21 protein-coding genes and 1 riboswitch are annotated in these 20457 nt (G+C 62.7%); of the genes, 8 read left to right on the forward strand and 13 right to left on the reverse strand.

Features of this window, described 5'->3' with window-relative positions; genetic code table 11:
• Window positions 1-4 precede the first annotated feature (4 nt).
• Window positions 5-940, reverse strand: coding sequence for a prephenate/arogenate dehydrogenase family protein (locus ACWUKX_RS09565; protein WP_456006090.1), 936 nt, complete (start codon window positions 938-940; stop codon window positions 5-7).
• Window positions 941-944: 4 nt separating this feature from the next.
• The gene (gene hisC / locus ACWUKX_RS09570; protein WP_456006093.1) at window positions 945-2054 is read right to left on the reverse strand and encodes a histidinol-phosphate transaminase; all 1110 of its coding nucleotides are present in this window, start codon (window positions 2052-2054) and stop codon (window positions 945-947) included.
• Window positions 2055-2348: 294 nt separating this feature from the next.
• A riboswitch (SAM riboswitch) is annotated at window positions 2349-2426 on the forward strand.
• Between the two features lie 116 nt (window positions 2427-2542).
• On the opposite strand from hisC, the gene metX reads away from it, so the two are divergent.
• Together metX and metW are read left to right on the forward strand one after the other, a co-directional pair.
• Window positions 2543-3712 (forward strand): homoserine O-acetyltransferase MetX, encoded by a 1170-nt coding sequence (gene metX / locus ACWUKX_RS09575; protein ID WP_029348622.1) that lies wholly within the window; start codon window positions 2543-2545, stop codon window positions 3710-3712.
• A 115-nt stretch (window positions 3713-3827) separates the two neighbouring features.
• Entirely contained in the window at window positions 3828-4442 is a 615-nt protein-coding gene (metW, locus tag ACWUKX_RS09580; protein WP_065008548.1) for a methionine biosynthesis protein MetW, read from the forward strand.
• An 88-nt stretch (window positions 4443-4530) separates the two neighbouring features.
• Here metW and ACWUKX_RS09585 read toward each other — a convergent pair whose 3' ends face one another.
• The 3 genes from ACWUKX_RS09585 to ACWUKX_RS09595 all read right to left on the reverse strand — a co-directional run bounded on the left by ACWUKX_RS09585 (window position 4531) and on the right by ACWUKX_RS09595 (window position 8255).
• Window positions 4531-5331, reverse strand: a complete 801-nt coding sequence (locus ACWUKX_RS09585; RefSeq protein WP_287179077.1) for a DUF1194 domain-containing protein — start codon at window positions 5329-5331, stop codon at window positions 4531-4533.
• A gap of 200 nt (window positions 5332-5531) precedes the next feature.
• Window positions 5532-7358, reverse strand: coding sequence for an ABC transporter ATP-binding protein/permease (locus ACWUKX_RS09590; RefSeq protein WP_456006096.1), 1827 nt, complete (start codon window positions 7356-7358; stop codon window positions 5532-5534).
• A 108-nt stretch (window positions 7359-7466) separates the two neighbouring features.
• Complete coding sequence (locus ACWUKX_RS09595) at window positions 7467-8255, reverse strand: class I SAM-dependent methyltransferase (protein WP_456006415.1); 789 nt, start codon at window positions 8253-8255, stop codon at window positions 7467-7469.
• 301 nt (window positions 8256-8556) lie between these two features.
• Here ACWUKX_RS09595 and gloB point away from each other — a divergent pair, with 301 nt between their 5' ends.
• Window positions 8557-9324, forward strand: coding sequence for a hydroxyacylglutathione hydrolase (gloB, locus tag ACWUKX_RS09600; protein ID WP_456006098.1), 768 nt, complete (start codon window positions 8557-8559; stop codon window positions 9322-9324).
• 40 nt (window positions 9325-9364) lie between these two features.
• The gene (locus ACWUKX_RS09605) at window positions 9365-9793 is read left to right on the forward strand and encodes a cupin domain-containing protein (protein WP_456006100.1); all 429 of its coding nucleotides are present in this window, start codon (window positions 9365-9367) and stop codon (window positions 9791-9793) included.
• A gap of 48 nt (window positions 9794-9841) precedes the next feature.
• Here ACWUKX_RS09605 and ACWUKX_RS09610 read toward each other — a convergent pair whose 3' ends face one another.
• The 3 genes from ACWUKX_RS09610 to ACWUKX_RS09620 are packed head-to-tail and all read right to left on the reverse strand — an operon-like array spanning window position 9842 to window position 12229.
• A complete protein-coding gene (locus tag ACWUKX_RS09610) occupies window positions 9842-10510 on the reverse strand; it encodes a lysoplasmalogenase family protein (RefSeq protein WP_029348629.1) in 669 nt (222 codons plus the stop codon).
• Window positions 10510-11397, reverse strand: coding sequence for an aromatic amino acid exporter YddG (gene yddG, locus ACWUKX_RS09615; protein ID WP_456006418.1), 888 nt, complete (start codon window positions 11395-11397; stop codon window positions 10510-10512). Before yddG ends, ACWUKX_RS09610 begins: the two co-directional genes overlap by 1 nt.
• Before the next feature lie 43 nt (window positions 11398-11440).
• Window positions 11441-12229 (reverse strand): DUF3108 domain-containing protein, encoded by a 789-nt coding sequence (locus ACWUKX_RS09620; RefSeq protein WP_456006102.1) that lies wholly within the window; start codon window positions 12227-12229, stop codon window positions 11441-11443.
• A 257-nt stretch (window positions 12230-12486) separates the two neighbouring features.
• Here ACWUKX_RS09620 and rpmB point away from each other — a divergent pair, with 257 nt between their 5' ends.
• The 3 genes from rpmB (at window position 12487) to ACWUKX_RS09635 (ending at window position 14283) form a co-directional block, all read left to right on the forward strand.
• Window positions 12487-12783 (forward strand): 50S ribosomal protein L28, encoded by a 297-nt coding sequence (gene rpmB / locus ACWUKX_RS09625; protein ID WP_006328411.1) that lies wholly within the window; start codon window positions 12487-12489, stop codon window positions 12781-12783.
• Between the two features lie 82 nt (window positions 12784-12865).
• The gene (locus ACWUKX_RS09630) at window positions 12866-13546 is read left to right on the forward strand and encodes a queuosine precursor transporter (RefSeq protein WP_456006104.1); all 681 of its coding nucleotides are present in this window, start codon (window positions 12866-12868) and stop codon (window positions 13544-13546) included.
• A 62-nt stretch (window positions 13547-13608) separates the two neighbouring features.
• Window positions 13609-14283: a spermidine synthase gene (locus ACWUKX_RS09635; protein ID WP_456006106.1), complete on the forward strand. Its 675-nt coding sequence runs from the start codon at window positions 13609-13611 to the stop codon at window positions 14281-14283.
• Window positions 14284-14366: 83 nt separating this feature from the next.
• Here the strand turns inward: ACWUKX_RS09635 and ACWUKX_RS09640 are convergent, their stop codons facing one another.
• The 4 genes from ACWUKX_RS09640 to ACWUKX_RS09655 all read right to left on the reverse strand — a co-directional run bounded on the left by ACWUKX_RS09640 (window position 14367) and on the right by ACWUKX_RS09655 (window position 19076).
• Window positions 14367-15395, reverse strand: coding sequence for an esterase-like activity of phytase family protein (locus tag ACWUKX_RS09640; RefSeq protein WP_456006108.1), 1029 nt, complete (start codon window positions 15393-15395; stop codon window positions 14367-14369).
• Window positions 15392-17290, reverse strand: coding sequence for a cobaltochelatase subunit CobT (gene cobT / locus ACWUKX_RS09645; protein ID WP_456006111.1), 1899 nt, complete (start codon window positions 17288-17290; stop codon window positions 15392-15394). The genes ACWUKX_RS09640 and cobT overlap by 4 nt, the downstream gene beginning before the upstream one ends.
• Window positions 17291-17337: 47 nt before the next feature.
• The gene (cobS, locus tag ACWUKX_RS09650; RefSeq protein ID WP_065007510.1) at window positions 17338-18324 is read right to left on the reverse strand and encodes a cobaltochelatase subunit CobS; all 987 of its coding nucleotides are present in this window, start codon (window positions 18322-18324) and stop codon (window positions 17338-17340) included.
• A gap of 122 nt (window positions 18325-18446) precedes the next feature.
• Complete coding sequence (locus ACWUKX_RS09655) at window positions 18447-19076, reverse strand: J domain-containing protein (protein WP_127211936.1); 630 nt, start codon at window positions 19074-19076, stop codon at window positions 18447-18449.
• Window positions 19077-19267: 191 nt separating this feature from the next.
• On the opposite strand from ACWUKX_RS09655, the gene ACWUKX_RS09660 reads away from it, so the two are divergent.
• A complete protein-coding gene (locus tag ACWUKX_RS09660) occupies window positions 19268-19570 on the forward strand; it encodes a BolA family protein (protein WP_029348635.1) in 303 nt (100 codons plus the stop codon).
• 3 nt (window positions 19571-19573) lie between these two features.
• On the opposite strand, the gene ACWUKX_RS09665 is transcribed toward ACWUKX_RS09660, so the two are convergent.
• Entirely contained in the window at window positions 19574-20371 is a 798-nt protein-coding gene (locus ACWUKX_RS09665) for an alpha/beta hydrolase (protein WP_456006113.1), read from the reverse strand.
• Window positions 20372-20457: the final 86 nt, after the last annotated feature.

Below are 20457 nucleotides of genomic sequence, written 5' to 3' on the forward strand. Positions count from 1 at the left end.
TGCTCTATCCCTTGGATGGGTGCTCGACCGCCTGCCGGCCAAAGTCCGGTACGTCGATGTCCTGGCCGGCCTCGATGATCGAGCGGCGGACGGCGCGGGTGCGGGTGAACAGGTCGAACAGCTTTTCGCCGTCGCCCCAGCGGATCGCCCGCTGCAGCGAGGCCAGATCTTCCGAGAACCGCGCCAGCATTTCGAGAATGGCATCCTTGTTGTGCAGGCAGACATCCCGCCACATGGTCGGGTCGGAAGCGGCAAGGCGCGTGAAGTCACGAAAGCCGGAGGCCGAATATTTGATGACCTCAGACTTGGTGACCGACTGCAGATCGTCGGCGGTGCCGACGATGTTATAGGCAATGATGTGCGGCAGATGCGAGACGATGGCCAGTGTCATGTCGTGATGCTGGGAATCCATCGTATCGATGTTGGAGCCGCAGCGGCGCCAGAATTCCGAGAGTCTTTCCAGCGCCTTGGGATCGGTGCCGGGCAACGGCGTGAAAATGCACCAGCGATTCTCGAACAGTTCGGCAAAGCCTGCGTCCGGACCCGATTTTTCGGTGCCCGCCAACGGATGGCCGGGAATGAAATGCACACCATCAGGCACATGCGGCTGCATCTGCGCGATGACCGACGCCTTGGTCGAGCCGACATCGGTGAGGATGGCGCCCTGCTTCAGCGCCGGTGCGATTTCCTCGGCGACCTCGCCCGAAGCGCCGACCGGCACCGAAACGATGACCAGGTCTGCATCGCGGACCGCCTCTTTCGCGTCCACCGTGTAGGAGGAGCCGAGACCGAGTTCGCTTGCCCGTGCCAGCGTCGTTTCGCTGCGTGTCGAGATAGCGACGTGGCGGGCAAGACCTTCGCGGCGGATGATGCGGGCCAGCGACGAGCCGATCAGGCCGATGCCGACCAGCGCGATCTTTTCGAACATCGGTGATGTCATTGTCTCAGCTTTTCAGAAATGTCGTGAGCGCGGCGACAACGCCGCGATTGGCCTCTTCGGTGCCGATGCTCATGCGCAGTGCATTCGGGAAGCCGTAGCCGGAAACGCGCCGCAATATGTAGCCGCGCGCTGAGAGGTAGTCGTCCGCAGCCGCCGCCGAATGCTTTTGGTCCTCGGGAAAGTGGATGAGCACGAAATTGCCGACGCTCGGCGTCACCCGCAGTCCGAGCTTGGTCAACTCCTCGCTCACCCATCGCAGCCAGGTCTCGTTATGCGCCACGCTGCGCTCGACATGGTCGCGGTCGCGGATCGCGGCAATGCCGGCCTCGATCGCCGTCGCGTTGACGTTGAAGGGACCTCGCACGCGGTTAATCGCGTCGATGATATGCATCGGCGCGTACGTCCAGCCGATCCGCGCGCCGCCGAGGCCGAGCTTGGAGAAGGTGCGGGTCATGACCACGTTTTCCGCGCCAGCCACCAGTTCGACGCCGGCTTCATAGTCGTTGCGGCGGACATATTCGGCATAGGCGCCATCCAGCACCAGAAGCACATTTCGAGGCAGGCCGGCATGCAAGCGGCGCACCTCCTTGAACGGCAAATAGGTGCCGGTCGGGTTGTTCGGATTGGCGAGGAAGATGATTCTGGTCCGCGGCGTTACGGCGGCGAGGATCGCATCGACGTCGGCGCGCTCATTGGTTTCCTTGACAGACACCGGGACAGCGCCAGCCGACTGGATGTAGATCTTGTAGACCATGAAGCCGTGTTCGGTGATAACGGCTTCATCGCCGGGCGCGAGATAGGTCTGCGCAAGCAGGCCCAGAATCTCGTCGGAACCATTGGAACAGACGATGTTCGCCGGGTTGAGGCCATGCACCTCGGCGATCGCCTCCCGCAGGCGCCTGGCGGTGCCGTCGGGATATATGTCGAGTTTGGCTGCGACGTCGCGCGCGGCCTCTATCGCCTTCGGAGAGGGGCCGAGCGGGTTCTCGTTCGACGACAATTTATGGATCTTGGCAACGCCGGCCGGCGCCGTGCTCTTGCCCGGCACATAGGCTTCTATGTCCATGATCCCCGCGCGGGGCGTTGGACGTGCCTGATCCGATGGCTGGTTCATATTGCAAAAAATCCGTCGAGAACGTTTCCGCCTAGTGTGATGGATTTGGAGTTCCTGCCATTTTGGTGGCATCAGCGCTCAGGAACTTCAAATCCAGCACACTAGAATTCATTGGTTGCTAGTGTGGCGAATCCGAAATTCGCCCACTGCGCTGCTCCAACGCGATGCGAATTTCGGATTCGCCACACTAGAAGCCGCAGCGGAAATACAAGCCGTGGCCCGGAATGTCGAGAGCGTCAATTATGGGTGAGCGACTGGCCGTTGACGCCGAGGCGCGCCGGTCCTAGAAGAAAGGCGAAATCCCGTGGTGATTTGGCCGGTCGGCTTGCAGCCACGTTAAACAACTCGCTAAAGGGCCGTTTGCATTCTGTAACCGGCTTTGCGAAAGCAATGCCGGTTTTTGTTGTCCGTTGCCGGCCGGACAACCGCATCGCCCGAAAATCGGAATCGATTTTCGGAAAGCGCGATGGGTAATATAAGAGGATGCGATGGTCGCGCTGCGCACTAAAAGAACCAACAACGAGGCCGACCAACCGTCGAGCCCGGTGTTGCGTTTCGGTGCCGACAAGCCGCTCAAGCTCGACGCCGGCACGCTGCTGTCACCGTTCCAGATCGCCTACAAGACCTACGGCACGCTCAACGACGCCCGCTCCAACGCCATCCTCGTCTGCCATGCGCTGACCGGCGACCAGCATGTCGCCAGCACCAATCCGGTGACCGGCAAGCCGGGCTGGTGGGAAGTGCTGATCGGCCCCGGCAAGATCATCGACACCAGCCGCTTCTTCGTAATCTGCTCAAACGTCATCGGCGGCTGTCTCGGCTCGACCGGCCCCGCCTCGACCAATCCAGCCACCGGCAAGCCCTACGGGCTCGACCTGCCGATCATCACCATCCGCGACATGGTGCGGGCGCAGTTGATGCTGGTCGACCATTTCGGCATCGAAAAACTGTTCTCAGTGCTCGGCGGCTCGATGGGCGGCATGCAGGTGCTGCAATGGGCGTCGAGCTATCCGGAGCGCGTTTTCTCAGCGCTGCCGATCGCCACCGGCGCGCGCCATTCCTCGCAGAACATCGCCTTCCATGAGGTCGGCCGGCAAGCGGTGATGGCCGATCCGGACTGGCATGGCGGCAAATATTTCGAGCAGGGCAAGCGCCCGGAAAAGGGACTGGCCGTGGCGCGCATGGCCGCTCACATCACCTACCTGTCTGAAGCGGCCCTGCACCGGAAGTTTGGCCGCAATTTGCAGGACCGTGAAGCGCTCACCTTCGGTTTCGACGCCGACTTCCAGATTGAGAGCTATCTGCGCCATCAGGGCATGACCTTCGTCGACCGTTTCGACGCCAACTCCTATCTCTACATGACCCGGGCAATGGACTATTTCGACCTCGCCGCCGACCATGGCGGCCGACTGGCCGACGCATTTGCCGGCACCAGGACCCGTTTCTGCCTGGTCTCCTTCACCAGCGACTGGCTGTTCCCGACCGAGGAGAGCCGCTCGGTCGTTCACGCGCTGAACGCGGCCGGCGCCTCGGTGTCCTTCGTCGAGATCGAGACCGATCGCGGCCACGACGCCTTCCTGCTCGACGAGCCGGAGCTGTTCGCGGCCATCAACGGCTTCATCGCCTCGGCGGCCCGCGCGAGGGGGCTCAGCGCATGACCCCTGAAGATTGCAGGCTTTCCGGACCGGCACCATGCACCAGGCATCAGCGCATGACCCCGAAAAGTTGCAGACTTTTCGGATCAGGATCATGCGCCAGGCAAAAGGCGAGATCATGAGCGTCAACCACGCCCAGCGCGTCGACCTCGAAGTCGTCGCCGATCTCATCCCGCCGCAGTCGCGGGTGCTGGACGTCGGTTCCGGCGATGGCCTGCTGCTCGAATTGCTGCAGGCGACGAAGCAGGTCGACGGCCGCGGGATGGAACTGTCGCAGCGCGGCGTCAACGAATGCGTGGCGCGCGGCCTGTCCGTCATCCAGGGCGACGCCGACAAGGACCTCAAATTCTATCCCGACAAGGGTTTCGATTTCGTCGTCCTGTCGCAAACCTTGCAGGCGACCCGCAACCCGAAGCTGGTGCTCGACGAATTGCTCAGGATCGGCAAACACGCCATCGTCTCCTTCCCCAATTTCGGCCACTGGCGGGTGCGCCTTTCGCTGTTCCTCGAAGGGCGGATGCCGGTGACCAAGGACCTGCCCTATTCCTGGTACGACACACCCAACATCCATTTCTGCACCATCCGCGACTTCGTCAATCTCTGCGAGGAGCTCGGCGCAACGGTGGAAAGGGCAACCGCGCTTGACGCCAATGGCCAGAAAATCGGCCTCTCGATGCCATGGTGGTTCTGGAATTTCTTTGGCCAGCAAGCGGTGTTCCTGCTGAGGCGATAACGGCCGTCGCTTCTTCGGCCAATATGGCGCTCGGCCTGCCCGAGTCCGAAGACCATGGGTGTAGGACTGATCGCCATTCATCGACCAGCTAGCGATTAAGTTCCGGAAAATACGGATCGGAGAAAAACCGCCGGTCGCGCTCGCCTTGCAGACAGTCGACCGGTGTTGCCGCATCGACCCGGATCGGTACGCGATCGGCCCAGGGACCGGCAACACCGCTGACCTCTAGGATCAGTTTGCGGCGTATGGCGGTCACGAATTCGGAAGCGGCATAGACGGGCAGCACGAAAGCCCCAGGCCCGCCCGTAACGCACTCGGCATAGTATTGGTCGAGATGGCTGAAGCTGGGCGACGGGCTGATCAGGATCGGCAGGCCGTTGATGACGATACCCTTTGCCACCGCAGCGTCGCGTGTCGTGGTGACGGGCATCCCGGTATTGTTGGGGCCATCGCCTGAAATGTCGATGACGCTGCGCGTCGCCTCGAAAGCGCCTCCATCCAAAAGCTTGGCGCCGAAGCCGAGCGCACCGGAAATGGAGGTGCCGCGAAAGCTCCTGAATGGGCGCGCCTCGATCTTGTCGGCGAATGCGTCGGCGCTCTCAGCGTTATCGATGACCTGCCAGGCAATGACCGCATCGTCGCGAACGGTGCCTGCCCATTCGAAATAGGCCAGCGCGATGCGGCCGGTCACACCCGAACGCACCGCATCGATGAAGTCGGGGTGGCGCAGCGCCTCGACATAGCCCGCGCGCTGCAGGGCAAATTCCCTTTCGTCCATCGAGTGTGAAATGTCGACCGCCAGCACCAGTTCGACGTCCACTGCAATGGTATTGGCCGGCGCGGCCAGTGGTGCTGCCTGAGCGCAGGCAAGGCAGGCAAGCAGGCTAATGCATGTCGCCCAAAAGTGCGAAGCGGTTTTGGGGTAACGACATGCATAGAAACAAAGGCTTAAAACGTGTCGCATGAATCTCTTCAACGGGACGCGTTTTAAGCGCGTCAAGCATGGGTCCAACGCCGCGAACTTCCGCACGATGCCGGCAATCTTTCGCCGCGATCACGGCGAAATAAAGCTTGGCTGCGTATCGCCAGCTACGTCTCTTGGTAGGCTGCGGCGACGGCCGGGGGTGGTTCGATCGCGCCGGCCCTGACACGGACTGGCTTGAGAGCCGGTCGGTCGACGTCTTTCACGATCGCCAACGAGCGCGGAAAGAATTCAATGTTCTGCTGGCTCCGGCCAATGTTGAGGATCGCGGCGTCGGCAAGACGCGCCTCCAGCATCGACAGCACCCGACTCAGCGTCGCGCCGTCGAACGTGTCCAAAGCCTCGTCGATGATCACCCATTTCGGCTGCCGCAAAACCAGCCGGGCAAAGGCAAGCAGGCGCTGCTCGTCATCGCTCAATTCGCGCTCCCAGCGCGCCGAGCGGTCGAGCGAGGACGACAGACGCCCAAGACCGACCTCGGCAAGCACCGCCGAGATCTCGGCGTCGCTGACCGCGGCATCGGCGTGGTTGAGCACCTCGCGCAGCGTGCCGAGCGGGAAATAGGGCTTGCGGGGAACGAAGGCGGGCACCTCTCCGGCCGGCATGCCGATCCGCCCGCTTCCCCACGGCCACAGACCGGCAATGGCCCGAAAGAACAGCGTCTTGCCGGCGCGCGGATCTCCAGTGATCATGACGCGCTCGCCCGCGCGGATTTCGACATGGGGCTTGGCGAGCTTCGTACATCCATCCCGCGACGCAACCTCGAGGTTCTCGAATGTCAGCTTGCCATTCGGGTTTTCGCCGATCGTGATGCGTTCTTCGGTGTCGTGCAGCACGTCCGTTTCAACGAGCGCGATGCGGAAATCGGCGACGCGCATCAGCGTGGCGCGCCAATCGGCGATGCCGCCGATATTGTTGATGAACCAGCGCAACGAGGCATGCACCTGGTTGAAGGCGCCGACAGCCATCATGAGCCCGCCGAAGCTGATATCGCCGGCGAAATAGACCGGTGAGGCGACGAGGATCGGTGCGACGACAGTGATCCAGCCATAGGTATCGGTCACCCAGGAAAGATTGATCTGGGCGCTGTAGATGCGCCGCATCGCGCCCAGCACCGTGCCGAGGTCGAGCTCGAGCCGTCGTCTCGCGTCGGCTTCGCCGTGCGCAAGCGCGATGGCATCGACATTCTCGTTGACGCGGACCACCGAGGAGCGCAGCTCCGCTTCACGCGTATAGCGGTCGCTGTTGAAGCGGATGAGCGGCCGTCCGACGAGCCAGCTCAGCCAGGAGGCGGTACCGGCATAGAGGATCGCGGCCCACACCATGTAGCCCGGAATGGCCAGCGAATAGCCGCCGATATGGAAGACGAAACCAGAAGACAGCGACCATAAGACGCCGACGAACGAAACAAGCAAAATCAACGACTGCAACAGCCCTATGCCGAGGCCTGTGGAAAGATCGGAGAGATGTCCGGCATCTTGCTGCAGGCGCTGGTCAGGGTTGACGCCGATGGCGCCGGCGTTGGCGAGCCGGAAGGCGCGCGCCGGCCGCATCCATTCACCGATCAGATCGAGGGTCAACGCCTCACGCAGCTTCAGCCGGATCCTCTGGTCGAGCCAGGTCTGGCCGACATTGAGCACCACAAGTCCGCCGGCGATGGCGGCAAAGACCAGAAGCTGGTGCAGGAAGCCCTGCATATCGCGCCGAGCCAGCGCGTCGTAGAAGGGCTCGTTCCAGCGATTGAGCAGAACCTGCCCGATCGAGGTTGCCACAATGACGGCGACAATGCCGACGCAGGCCCAGAGCAGGTGTTTGCGGATCGGCGAAGTCCCCAGCGCAAGCTTGATCGTCGCCAATTGGTCGCGCAAGCTGCTGGCCTCGATCGACGCGGCAACCGGCTTGGCGCTGGCCTCTACATCCGGATGATCAGCCATTGGTGAAGTCCTTGAATTCGCAAGCGGTGCTGAAACCGGTGAACATGTCGACACATTCGGGTAGCAAACCCGCCCTCGACAGATAGGTGAGAATAAGCTCGATCCCGATCACGAAAATGTCATCGACGGCTCGGCAATGTCGCCTTTCCCGGTCGGCGATATCCGGCCGAGCCTTGTGGCGCCATGCGGCGAGAAAACCGGCACGAAGACGCGGCGAGATGCGCGCTGGACGACCGGCACGCCCTGATAGAGCCGCTTCTGCGCCTCGACCACGATGACGCCGGAAAAGATCGGCCAGAACCTGCGGCCGGCGCGCTCCAGCACATTGTGGAACTGCATCATGAAGCGTCGCCGCGATGGCGGGAAGAACAGGGCGTCGGACCAGGCGGCGGGCGTGAAGTTTGCTTCGCGCAGCAATTCGGTGAGCTGGCCGCGCGAAAAGGGCCGGCCGCTGCCGAACGGCGTATGCTCGAAACGGGCCCAGACACCGCGCCGGTTGGGGACGACGATGACGACGCGGCCGGCGGGCGACAGCACCCGCCAGATTTCGTTCAGCGTCTCGCGCGGGTTCTCGGCATGTTCGAGTGAATGGACGAGCAGCATGCGGTCGATGGAGGCGTCGACCAGCGGCAATTCCTCATCGAAGACCAGCGCGGTTGCGGTCGGCCCCGTGGCCGGCCAGACCACCGCGCCTTGCGTCGCCGGCATGAAGGCAAAGACACGCTCCGCGTCGGTTCCGAACCGCTCCAGCCACGGCAAGGTGTAACCGAGGCCGACCAGCCGCTCATTGGGCACAACAGCCCATATCGAGGACAACGCCATGGTGATCGAGCGTTCGGCCAATCGCCCGAGCGTGGTCGAATAGAAGGAGCGAAGGTCGACGATATCGGAATGCATGCGCGGCACGCTATCTTCGATGCTGTCCAAGTTCAACAAAGGCGGATGACATGCGCGGGCAAGCGCCCTATGTCTGCGGCGACTACTGCATGGGCCCGAAATCGATTTCGATTTCGGAAAGCACGATGCAGCAGATAAAGGTGTTAGAGCGTTCTTTGTGCGTCCAACTGGACGTACGGCGCTCTGGAGCAATTCCAGGAAAAGTGTGAAATGGTTTTCCATCCGGAATTGCGCAAAAACAACGAGATAGAGCGGTTCGGCGTTTCCGTGAAACGCCGAACCGCTCTAGTGGAGAGATGCTATGCCGGTTGAAATCGAACAGTTCATGTGCCGCAGCGACAATTTCGGCGTGCTGGTGCATGACCCCAAAAGCGGCCAGACCGCGATCATCGACGCGCCCGAGGAGGCGCCGATCCTGGCTGCGATCGAGCGTACCGGCTGGACGCCGACGATGATCCTGACCACCCATCACCATGTCGACCATGTTGAGGCCAATCTGGCGCTGAAGGAGCGCTTCAAGCTGCGCATCGTCGGACCGGAAGCGGAAAAGGCCAAGATCCCCGGCATCGACGAAACCGTCGAGCAGGGTTCGGTCATCCACCTCGGCGAGGAGAAGATCGACGTGATCGCCACGCCCGGCCACACGGCAGGCCATGTCTCCTATCATCTGCCGGGATCGAAAGTGGCGTTCACCGCCGATACGCTGTTCGCGCTCGGCTGCGGGCGGCTGTTCGAATGCAAGCCGCCGGTGATGTACGATTCGCTGAAAAAGCTCGCGGCACTTCCGGCCGAGACGGTCGTTTATTGCGGCCATGAATACACGCTTTCCAACGCCCGCTTCGCGCTGACCGTCGACCCGACCAATTCGGCGTTAAAGGAGCGCGCTGCGAAAATCGAGGCGCTGCGCGCCGACGGCAAGCCGACGCTGCCGACCACGATCGGCGAGGAACTGTCGACCAATCCGTTCCTGCGCTGGCACGATCCGGCAATCCGCAAGCATCTCGGCTTGGAGAACGCCTCCGACGCCGAAGTGTTCGCCGAAATTCGCAAGCGCAAGGACAATTTCTGAGCACCATTGATGGTCTGGAAACCGTGACGTTCTGGGGCCAATGACCAGTTCCGCCGAAATCATCGCAACGCTCGGCCTGAAACCGCATCCGGAAGGCGGCTGGTATGCCGAAACCTTCCGCGATGGCACGGAAGACGCGCGCGGCCATTCGACCGCGATCTATTTTCTTTTGGAGCAGGAACAAGTGTCGGCCTGGCACCGCGTCAAGGACGCGGCCGAGGTCTGGCACTTCTATGCCGGCGCGCCGCTGGCGCTGTCGATACATGGGGAAAACGGGCCGGTGATCGAGCAGGTGCTCGGCACGGCACTGGCGGCGGGCGAGCGGCCGCAGATCGTCGTGCCGGCAGGTTGGTGGCAGTCGGCACGCAGCCTGGGCGAGTGGACGCTGGTCGGCTGCACCGTGGCTCCGGGCTTCGATTTCGCCGCCTTCGAGCTGGCCAAACCGGGCTGGCAGCCGGGAACGACGTAGGTATGTTGAGATTCAGGTCAGGCCGGCATCACCCTGATATCGACATACCTAACCCAACAGGAAACCCATCGTGATCCCCAGCTGGGCGGCGTAATACAGCATCCAGACCGCGTAGCGCATCCAGACACGGTGCGGCGAGATGGCGGTCAGCAGGAACTTTTCCGAGGCGAGCAGCCCGTCGGACGCCATGAACAGCACGGCGCCGCCAAAGACCCAGACATTGCTCAGGGTGAGTGCTGAAATTCCCATGGCAAGGATTGCCGCGATATAGACGCTGATCGGAAGGTGCAAGGCGGGGCCGACACGGCGCCAGAGCGAAAAAAGCATGGCGAGCGCGAACACGGCCATTGCCAGGGCAATCGACCCGCGCCACGGCTCGGCCGAGAGCAGCCCGATCCCACCGCCGGAACGCAGGAACAGCGCGATGTAAAGCCCATGCGCGACGAGAAAACTGGCCAGCCCGCCGAGAAAAGCCTTTTCATCGTCGCGCGACAGGAACGCGTCGCCGACGGCGCTGAGCGCCAGTGCCGCCACGAGCAGCCACGGACCGCCCTGCAGCGAGGCCAGCACGGCAAGCATTGCCACGGCCAGCGTCTTGACCGCAGAACGCGCAAGCGTCGGCGGCATGTCGATGATGAAGGCGTAGATCACCGCCGCCACCAGCGAAAACAGCAGCGTCGCATTGGCGTTGGCGTCAATGCCGCCGGGAAACGGCATCACGCCCCAGCCTCGCCAGTTGCCTGCTTGCGCAAGAACAGCGATTTCGCCGCAAGTGCTGCCCCGCCGGTGATCAGCACGCAGGCGGCGAGAATGCGCAGGGAGGGCTCGGCGAAACCGGCTGATATCAGCACCAGCGTCGACAGCAGCGGCGCGGCATAGCTCGCCGCGCCCAGCACCTGGATGTTGCCGCGCTTGACGCCTATGTCCCAGGCGTAGAAGGCCGCGCCCACCGGCATCAGGCCGAGGCCGAGCACGGCCAGCCACTGCCCGGCGCCGACAGGCAGCACCGTCTCTTCCAGCATCAGATGGCAGACAAGGGAAAGCGCTGCCGTGGCCGCACAGAACCAGGTGACGACGCTGGTCGGCACCGACGGGAAGCGCCGCGACAGCAGCGAATAGGCCGACCACAGCACGGCGCAGACGCCAGCCATCGCATAGCCAAATGCATAGCGCGCGTCGAAGGCAAGCCCGCCGCCCTTGGTGACGATCAGGAAAGTGCCGGCAAGCCCGAGCAGCGCGCCGACGATATGGTTCCAGGCCAGCCGCTCGCCCGGCATCAGCGCCGATCCGAGCACGATCAGCAGCGGCCACAGATAGGCGATGAGGCTCGCCTCCACCGCCGGCGCGTTGCGCAGCGCAGTGAAGTAGAAGAAGTGATAGCCGAACAGGCCGGCAATGCCGATCACCCACACTTGCGGCGGTATCTTCTGTCGGTTGGCGGCGGCCGGCATGAACAGCCGCGCGACGAGCCCGACGCCGGTGCCGATCGTGAAGGTGATCGCCGAAAGCAGGAATGGCGGCACCGCACCGGAAGCGTCCGTAAGCAGCGCCAGCAGCGCCCACATGGCGATCGCCGAGAAGCCGATCAGTGTTGCGCGCCCCATGTCCGTCGGCCTCATGCCTGTTTCTGGCGGCGCGCAATCGCGCCTATTCTGTTGCTTCGAACCGCTCCGCGCTGACGGTGAGAGTGCCGATTTTCGTGCTGACGGTGGCGTGGATCGGCGCATATACGCCAGTTTGACCGACCGGCGCAAATGTCACCATGATGCGGCTGCGATCCTTCAGGTACTTCAAAGCTTTGCGGTTCTTGCGGTACCCCGCCACCGGCTCAAAGCCCAGCCTGCAGGTGACGGTCTCGCCCCTGTAGCCGCGCACCGAGATCGAACCTTTCGAATAGTATGTCAGCGTCAGATTGGCGCGCATCTCGCCGTCATAGAGTTTCACCGTGCGCCCGCAGACCTTGTCGAGGCTGTCGGCATGGATGACGGTGGCGGCCATCGGATCGAGCACCGACGCGAGATGGCTGGCGCCCAGCGGTATCCAATTCTTGGGATTGCGCTTCTTCGGCGCAGGCACGACCTTCGTCGCGATAACAGTGCCATTGGCGAACTGGATATCGATCATCGAGGCCTTCTCGCCCGACTTGTAGTCGGCGCGGAACGCTTGCGGCTGCAATTGCTTGCCCGAAATCTTGCCTTTTGACGAGACCGTGCCGCGTGTGTCGTCGAAGATTGTGGCGAGGCCGGCGCTGGAGACGCTGCCGTCGATCGAATAGGTATCGCCTTCGTAACTGCTGGAAAAGGTTGCTTTCGCCACCGAGAGGCCGAGGATCGATACCGTATACTCGCCCTTGAAGGATTGTGGCGTGGCGGCAAACGTTGCCGTCGGCAGTGCAACGGCAAGCGAGGCAAGAAGAGCAAGAGACGAACGAAGCATGGCGGGGATCGATCCTCGATTTTTCAGCGGAAGCGGACAACTCCGGCCTGGCATCTCGTTGTGCGACCGCTTATAGGCTGAATTCCGGCCTTTATGTGAAAGGCGTCGCCACACCCGTGCGCAAGCCGGAGCTTGACGCATCGGCGAAATGCAACTATGGAACGCCAACTTTTTCCATAAGGCCGCCTGACCGAAACCGCGCGCCAACCGGCGCGGGTCGAATGTTTGGCCAGACCGAGAACTGAAGGTTTAGAACCATGTCCCGCACCTGCGAACTCACTGCCAAGGCAGTCATGTCCGGCAACAATGTGAGCCACGCCAACAACAAGACCAAGCGTCGCTTCCTGCCCAATCTCGTCAATGTGACGCTGATCTCGGAAGCGCTGAACCAGAATGTGCGCCTGCGCATTTCGGCCAACGCGCTGCGTTCGGTCGAGCATCGCGGCGGCCTTGATGCTTTCCTGGCCAAGGCCGACGCCAAGGAGCTGTCGCAGCGCGCGCGCCTGCTGAAGAAGCAGATCGCCAAGAAACTTGCCGAACAGCCGGCCGCTTAATTTTTTCAGGCAACCGCCTTCCAAGGAGTGTCGTCCGAACTCGGCATGACACCCCGCTGGTTCCATTACCCAGGATAAAAAAATGAGTTTTTTCTCCCGATACCTGCCCTTTGTTGCGGCCATGGCGCTTGTCGTGGTGGCGTCGAACATGCTTGTGCAGTTCCCGCTGCAAGGTGCGATCGGCGGCTTGTCGCTGGCCGACATTCTGACCTGGGGCGCCTTCACCTATCCCTTCTCCTTCCTGGTCACCGACCTTGCCAACCGCCGCTACGGCCCGGCCGTGGCGCGCCGGATCGTGTTTGTCGGCTTCACGGCGGCGGTGATCTGCTCGGTCGTCATCCCGCCCTTGCTGTTCCGCTACGGTCTGATCGAGTTCGAAACGGCCGCCGACCGGCTGGTGCGCATTGCGGCGGCTTCCGGCACCGCGTTCCTGATCGCGCAACTGCTCGACGTGACCGTGTTCAATTGGCTGCGCCGGCAGAGCTGGTGGCGGGCGCCGATCGTCGGCACGCTGGTCGGCTCGGTGTTCGACACCGCCGTGTTCTTCACCGTCGCCTTTTCAGCGGCCTTCGCCTTCGCTGGCCCGAACGATGGCTTCGCGCTTGAAACCGCGCCGCTGATGGGCGTGCTGCCGGTCGAGACCATGCGCTGGGTGTCATGGGCGCTCGGCGACCTCGGCGTGAAGCTGATCATCGCCGTGGTGGCGCTGATCCCCTACCGGCTGCTTGCCGCCCGCTGGAGCCAGCCGGCACTGGCGGCATAGACCATGATCCCTGAGAGTGGGTGCCGGTTTTCGGACAAGATCATGCTCACAGGGTCTCGAGCATGATCCCATGGGTCCAGCTCGATAGCGCGAATACGCCTGACGGCGACCACGAGCTTCGCCTGAAACAACGCGGCGCCGAATTCTCGATCATGCTCGGCTTGAACGAACTGATGAACAGCCGCCTCAGCGGCTCCGAGGAAGCGCTGGCCAGGCTGTCCTGCCAAAGGATTGCCGGCCGGCGGCAGCCGAAAATCCTGATCGGCGGGCTGGGCATGGGCTTCACGCTGCGCGCCGCCCTTGCCGAGCTTGGCGCCGACGCCGGCATTGTTGTCGCCGAGTTGGTACCCGCCGTCGTGGCGTGGGCGCGCGGCCCGATGGCCTCGGTGTTCGGTGGCTGTCTCGACGATCCGCGCGTGACCGTTCGCGAGGCGGATGTCGGACGGCTCATCAAGTTGGACGTGGCAACCTATGACGCCATCCTGCTCGACGTCGACAATGGGCCGGAAGGGATTGTCTACGGGGCCAATGACGCTCTTTACAGTATAGCCGGGTTGAACAGAGCGAGAGCAGCGCTCAAGCCCGGCGGCGTGCTGGCGGTCTGGTCGCAGGGGCCCGACAGCGGCTTTACCCGCAGACTCAAGCAGACGGGCTTCTCTGTCGAGGAAGTTAGGGTCCGCGCCAATGGCAAGCGCGGCGCCCGCCACGTCATCTGGATCGCGACCAACGAGCAATAGGCCGAATTCTCTTTGCGAAGCTGCGAACATCGAAGAGCTCGAGACGGCAGCCTCGCCATCAGCCAATCGCCGGCCGCACGTTCTCAATCCTCGTGCAGCACAAATTCCAGATAGAGATTACGCTGTAGCATCGAGTGGTTGTCGTCCGAGATCAGCGACACCATCAGTGCGCCGTCGTCGCGGGTCCAGACGTCGAGCCCTTCCATATTGTCGATCTGGTAGGCCATGTCGGCTTCCATCAGCACCGGCCCGTCGGCAACGGCGCCCTTCTCGACGCCTTCGCCATAGATGCGCCTCAGCCGCATCTTGACCCCGCCAGCCATCGAAAAGCTGCGCTCCAAAAGCAAGAGGTCGCCGTCCGGCAGGAATGCGCCGTCGGTAATGTCGAAATTGCCGTTGCGCTTGACGGTGAAGACACCTTTGTGCGGCCCTCCGATAACAGCCGCATAGATGTTGCCGGCCTTGTCGAGGCTCTTCTCCGACACGACGACCAGCCCGCCTTGGTGCTGGCCGTTAGGATGGGCGTGGGTGACGGTCTCAAAGCCGCGATTCAGGCGAAGTTCCCAGGCTGGAATCAGGGAATCCAATTGCTTGAACGGCGGCTCCATATCGTGCGGGTCGATCTTGAACTGGGAAACACGGTGGTTGCGCTCGAAGCCGACCGTGGCAATGCCACCCTTGACCGCAAGGCCTTCGGCGTCGACCTTCCATTTCTCTTCGATCAGGCCCGCCTCATCGACCATCTGCTGCATACGGAAATACCGCATGCCCGACGGGCGCTTGTCGGCATCATGGGTAACCGTGCCGAAGAACCAGAAACCAGTGTCGGCGACGCCGATGAAATTACTGCCGGGCTTGAGGAAGCGAAACGCCGACAGCGCGCCGAAATCGCGTGACGGCGAGGTCATGTCCAACCCGCCGACGAATTCGAGCGGGCCGAAACGCTTTTCGTCACGGCCGATATGAAACCGGTCTATCAGCCGTGCCGAGATTTCGATCGGCTCGACCGAAACGCTGCCCGCGGCGATGCAAGGCGACAGGGCGATGCCGGCAACGAACAGCGCTGTGACGGCGAAAAGCGTCTGCAGAAAGCCGCCCCGCGAATAAATCATCCGGCGCGCCGCATGCCGCCGCGTCGCGTGTCCCGCGTACTTTCCTCGCCAAACAGTGAGGCCAGTTGCTCGGTCATGGCGCCGGCCAGTTCCTCGGCATCGACGATGGTGACGGCGCGGCGATAGTAGCGGGTAACGTCGTGGCCGATGCCGATGGCCAAAAGCTCGACCGGCGAGCGCGTCTCGATCAGTTCGATCACCGCGCGCAGATGCCGTTCGAGATAGTTGCCTGGATTAACCGACAGCGTCGAATCGTCGACCGGCGCGCCGTCCGAGATCATCATCAGGATCTTGCGCTGCTCCGGCCGGGCGATCAGGCGGTTGTGCGCCCACAGCAGCGCCTCGCCGTCGATATTTTCCTTGAGCAGGCCCTCGCGCATCATCAGCCCGAGATTGCGGCGCGCCCGTCGCCACGGATGGTCGGCGGATTTGTAGATGATGTGGCGCAGGTCGTTGAGCCGGCCGGGATTCGGCGGCTTGCCTTCCTTCAGCCATTTCTCGCGTGCTTGCCCGCCCTTCCAGGTGCGGGTGGTGAAGCCGAGGATCTCGACCGAGACGCCGCAGCGTTCCAGCGTCCGCGCCAGAATGTCGGCGCAGGTGGCGGCGACCGTGATCGGCCGGCCGCGCATCGAGCCCGAATTGTCGAGCACCAGCGTCACCACCGTGTCGCGGAATTTGGTGTCACGTTCCTGCTTGAAGGACAGCGGCTGCATCGGATCGATGACGACGCGCACTAGCCGCGCCGGATCGAGATAACCCTCTTCGAGATCGAAATCCCAGGACCGGTTCTGCTGCGCCATCAGGCGGCGCTGCAGCCGGTTGGCCAGCCGACCGACGACGCCGGAAAGGTTGGCAAGTTGCTTGTCGAGAAAGGCCCGCAGCCGATCCAGCTCTTCCTCTTCGCACAGGTCCTCCGCACCCACCGTCTCGTCGAAGGCGGTGGTGAAGACCTTGTAGTCGATCTCCTTCGACAGATTGGTGAAGGGATTGTCGTTGCGGCGCGCCTCGCCGGGCGTCTCGGCATCGGCGTCGTCATCGTCGGACAGGTCGTCGGCGGTGGCATCGGATGCCTCAGTCTCGGCCGATTGCTCGTCGTCGGACGACGCCTCGGTGTCGTCGGACTGCGATTGCTCGGAGCCGGAATCGTCCTCGCCGCCCTCCTCACTCTGCTCCTCGCCCTGCGGCTGGTTGTCATCGTTGTCCTCTGTGTCTTCCGTCTCCTGGTCGTCGCCGAGTTCCTCGGCCATTTCCATGGAAGCCAGCATCTCGCGCACGACACGGGCGAAAGCCTGCTGGTCGTCGAGCTTTGCCGACAGTCCGTCGAGATCGGCACTTGCCTTCTCCTCGACCCACGGGCGCCAGAGGTCGACCAGCCGCTCGCCGCTCTTTGGCACGGTGCGGCCGGTCAGCTTTTCGCGCACCATCAGGGCGAGCGCTTCCTCGATCGGCGCATCGGCCTTCTCCTTGACGTCGATGAGGTTGGCCCTGGCGTATTTGTCCTCGAGCATCGAGCCGATATTGTCGGCCACACCTTGCATGGCGCGGGAGCCGATCGCCTCGACGCGGGCCTGCTCGACCGCATCGTAGATGGCGCGGGCCTGCTTGCCTTCCGGCGCCAGCCGAGTGTGGATGCGCGTGTCGTGACAGGCGCGCTTCAACGCCATGGAATCGCCGAGCCCGCGGGTGATGGCGATATCGGCCTTCGACGCTTTTTTCGGCAGTTCAGGCAGCCGGGCGCGGCTGCCGGCAAGTGCCGGCCGGTCCTTGGCGAAACCGACTTCGAGGTCCTTGTCGCCGGCAATCGCCCGCATACAGACGGTAACGGCGCGCTTGAAGCTGTCGGCCTCAGCCCCCGTCTTCGACTTATTGCGCGTATTGTCGCCCGGACCCGCCATCGATCATTCCTTGGAGCATGACCCCGAAAATCAGAATCGAGCCATGCTTAGCCCAGCACCACATTGGCGGCCGATTCGGGCAGATCCTGGCCGAAGGCGCGCTGGTAGAACTCGGCAACGAGCGAGCGTTCCAGCTCGTCGCACTTGTTGAGGAAGGTCAGCCTGAACGCCATGCCGATATCGCCGAAGATCTCGGCATTCTCGGCCCAGGTGATGACCGTGCGCGGGCTCATGACAGTCGACAGGTCGCCGTTGATGAAGGCCGAACGCGTCATGTCGGCGACACGCACCATCTTGTTGACGATCTCCTTGCCCTTGCTGTCGCGATAGTGCTTGGCCTTGGCCAGCACGATGTTCACCTCATTGTCGTGCGGCAGATAGTTCAGGGTGGTGACGATCGACCAGCGATCCATCTGCGCCTGGTTGATCTGCTGGGTGCCGTGATAGAGGCCGGTGGTGTCGCCGAGACCGACGGTGTTGGCGGTGGAGAACAGCCGGAACGCCGGATGCGGGCGGATGACCCGGCTCTGGTCGAGCAGCGTCAGCCGGCCGGACGACTCCAGCACGCGCTGGATGACGAACATCACGTCCGGACGGCCGGCATCGTACTCGTCGAAGCAGAGTGCGACATTGTGCTGATAGGCCCAGGGCAGGATGCCGTCGCGGAATTCGGTGATCTGCAGCCCTTCCTTGACGACGATGGCGTCCTTGCCGACGAGGTCGATACGGCTGACATGGCTGTCGAGATTGACGCGCACCATAGGCCAGTTGAGACGGGCGGCGACCTGCTCGATATGCGTCGACTTGCCGGTGCCGTGATAGCCCGACACCATGACGCGGCGGTTGTAGGCAAAGCCGGCGAGGATCGCCATCGTCGTGTTCTTGTCGAACAGATAGTCGGGATCGATGTCGGGCACATGCTCGCTCGTCACCGAATAGGCCGGCACCACCATCTTGGACTCGAAGCCAAATTTCTCCTTCACCGACACGGTGCTGTCTGGCAGGTTGGCGATGTCGCGATCGACCTTGTTCATCTTTATCAACGTCTCCACGGGCGAACGCCGCGTTTCGCCGGCAATCGATTTTGTTCGGGGGCGGTCTTAGAGCCTTTTCCAACCTTATGAAAGTTGGAAAACGACACGAACCGAATGGTCGCTCAGCACAATCCTGCCTGCTTGAGCACGCGATAGGCCTGGAGCACATCGCGGAACCGGTCTTCCGAACCTCTGTCGCCGCCATTCGCATCCGGATGGTGGCGTTTCACCAGTTCCTTATAACGCGCCTTGATATCCTTGCCAGTCGCCTTTGTATCAAGGCCAAGCGTTTCCAGCGCCTTGGCCTCAAGCGGCTTGGCCTTGCGCTCCCGCGCTTCGCGCGGATCCTTCGGGCCTTTGAACAGGTCGAACGGATCGCGCATGCGGTTGTAGTAGCCGGCGCGGCCGGAACGCTGCTGGGCGAAATCGGGCGAGGAGCGCGTCGAGGCGCCGTTGACGCCCATCTTCCAGGTTGGCCGGTGGCCGGTCATCGCTTCCTTCTGGAAGCGGGCGATCTCGGTATCGGGGACACCGGAGAAATAATTGAAGCCCTTATTGTACTCGCGCACATGATCGAAGCAGAACTGGAAATATTCGCCCTCCTTCATGCGCCCGACCGGCGCGCGATGGGTGCCGGCCTCCTTGCAACCGTCCCATTGACAGATCGGCGAGCGCGACTTCAGCTCCGCATCCTTCTCCGGGCGGATGCGAATTTTTTCGAAATATTTGGGGTACGGTTTCATCTTACCCATTTATGGGCTGTTCGCTGGTGCGAAACAAGAATTGACATTTTTGCAATGATCGCCCTAACCGCTGAATCGGGGCATAAAGCGGGCGATCGGCGAATTTTGTCGCGGCGACGGTACCGCGCGTCCTTCCGGACGCGCAAGGGCGCCGATTTTCGAGGGTCATGCGCCCGCATATGTGGTGAAGGGAAGTACGAATGTCCATACAGTCAACGATGGAAGGCAAGTTGAAGAAGGCGTTCTCGCCGGAGCGGCTGGTGATCATCAACGAAAGCCATCTGCATGCCGGCCATCACCATCAGGATTCCGACCATCACGGCACTTATGACGGCACCGGCGAGACGCATTTCCGCGTCCGCATCGTCTCCTCAGCCTTTGCCGACATGAGCCGAATCGAGCGCCATCGCGCGGTCAACGCATTGCTGGCCGACGAGCTGAAGGCTGGTGTCCACGCGCTGGCGATCGAGCCGGCCGCGCCGGACGAAAAGACCAGGTGGTAGGCTTCAGCCGAGCGCCGCCTTCAGGAAAGTCATCACTGCACGGGTCAAGGTGTCGCCTTCGCCGAAGTCGCGGTTGATCGACATGTGCGAATAAGCGCTGCCGTCGAACAGTGTCACCTCCGTTCCGGTCGCCCGCAGGCGCTCGGCGAAGGCCCGTGAGGCCGCCTCACGACCCGATGCGCGCGAATAGGCGATAAAGGTCGGCGGATGTTTGCGGCTCCCGACATGGGTGGCAGGCGAGAGCGCGCGCCACTGCGACGGGTCGGGAAAGGCCCGGGCATAGGCCGGTGTCATGCCGCCGCTGCTCGCAAGCGCCTCCAGATCATAGGCCCTGGTATCGTTCAGAACCAGCGCCGCGACGCCCGGCAGACCGCCGCGCAGCCCGGTCAATGCGGCGAGATGGCTGCCGGCCGAATGGCCCATCACCGCTATCCGGTTCGGATCGCCGCCGTATCTGGCGATGTTGGCGCGCACGTAACGATATGCCTGCTCGACATCGTCGGCCTGGGTGGCGACATCAGCCTTAGGCAGCATCCGGTAGTCGATCGAGACGAAGCAGAAGCCATTATCGAGCAGGAAGCCCGGCTTGACGTCGACGTTGGTGCGATTGCCGGCTCGCCAGGCACCGCCATGAATGAAAAGGACCACAGGCAGGGAGCTAGCGCCAGCGCGCGCGTAGATGTCGAGCCTGGCCGGTCCGTAGTCGAAGGTTTGCGGAGATGGCAAAAGCCGGCGCGCCGCCGAAGCGCTGGCCGGCAACAAAGCCATCGACATCAAAAGCAGGGTTCGCCGATCGATCACCGTCATCTCCAGACAGCCCAGCCGAAAAGTGCACGCCGGCGCGGCGAGCGTGCAGTCAAGGATTGGTGAGCCGCGACAGAACCTGC

The sequence above is a fragment of the Mesorhizobium sp. f-mel genome (assembly GCF_053850215.1).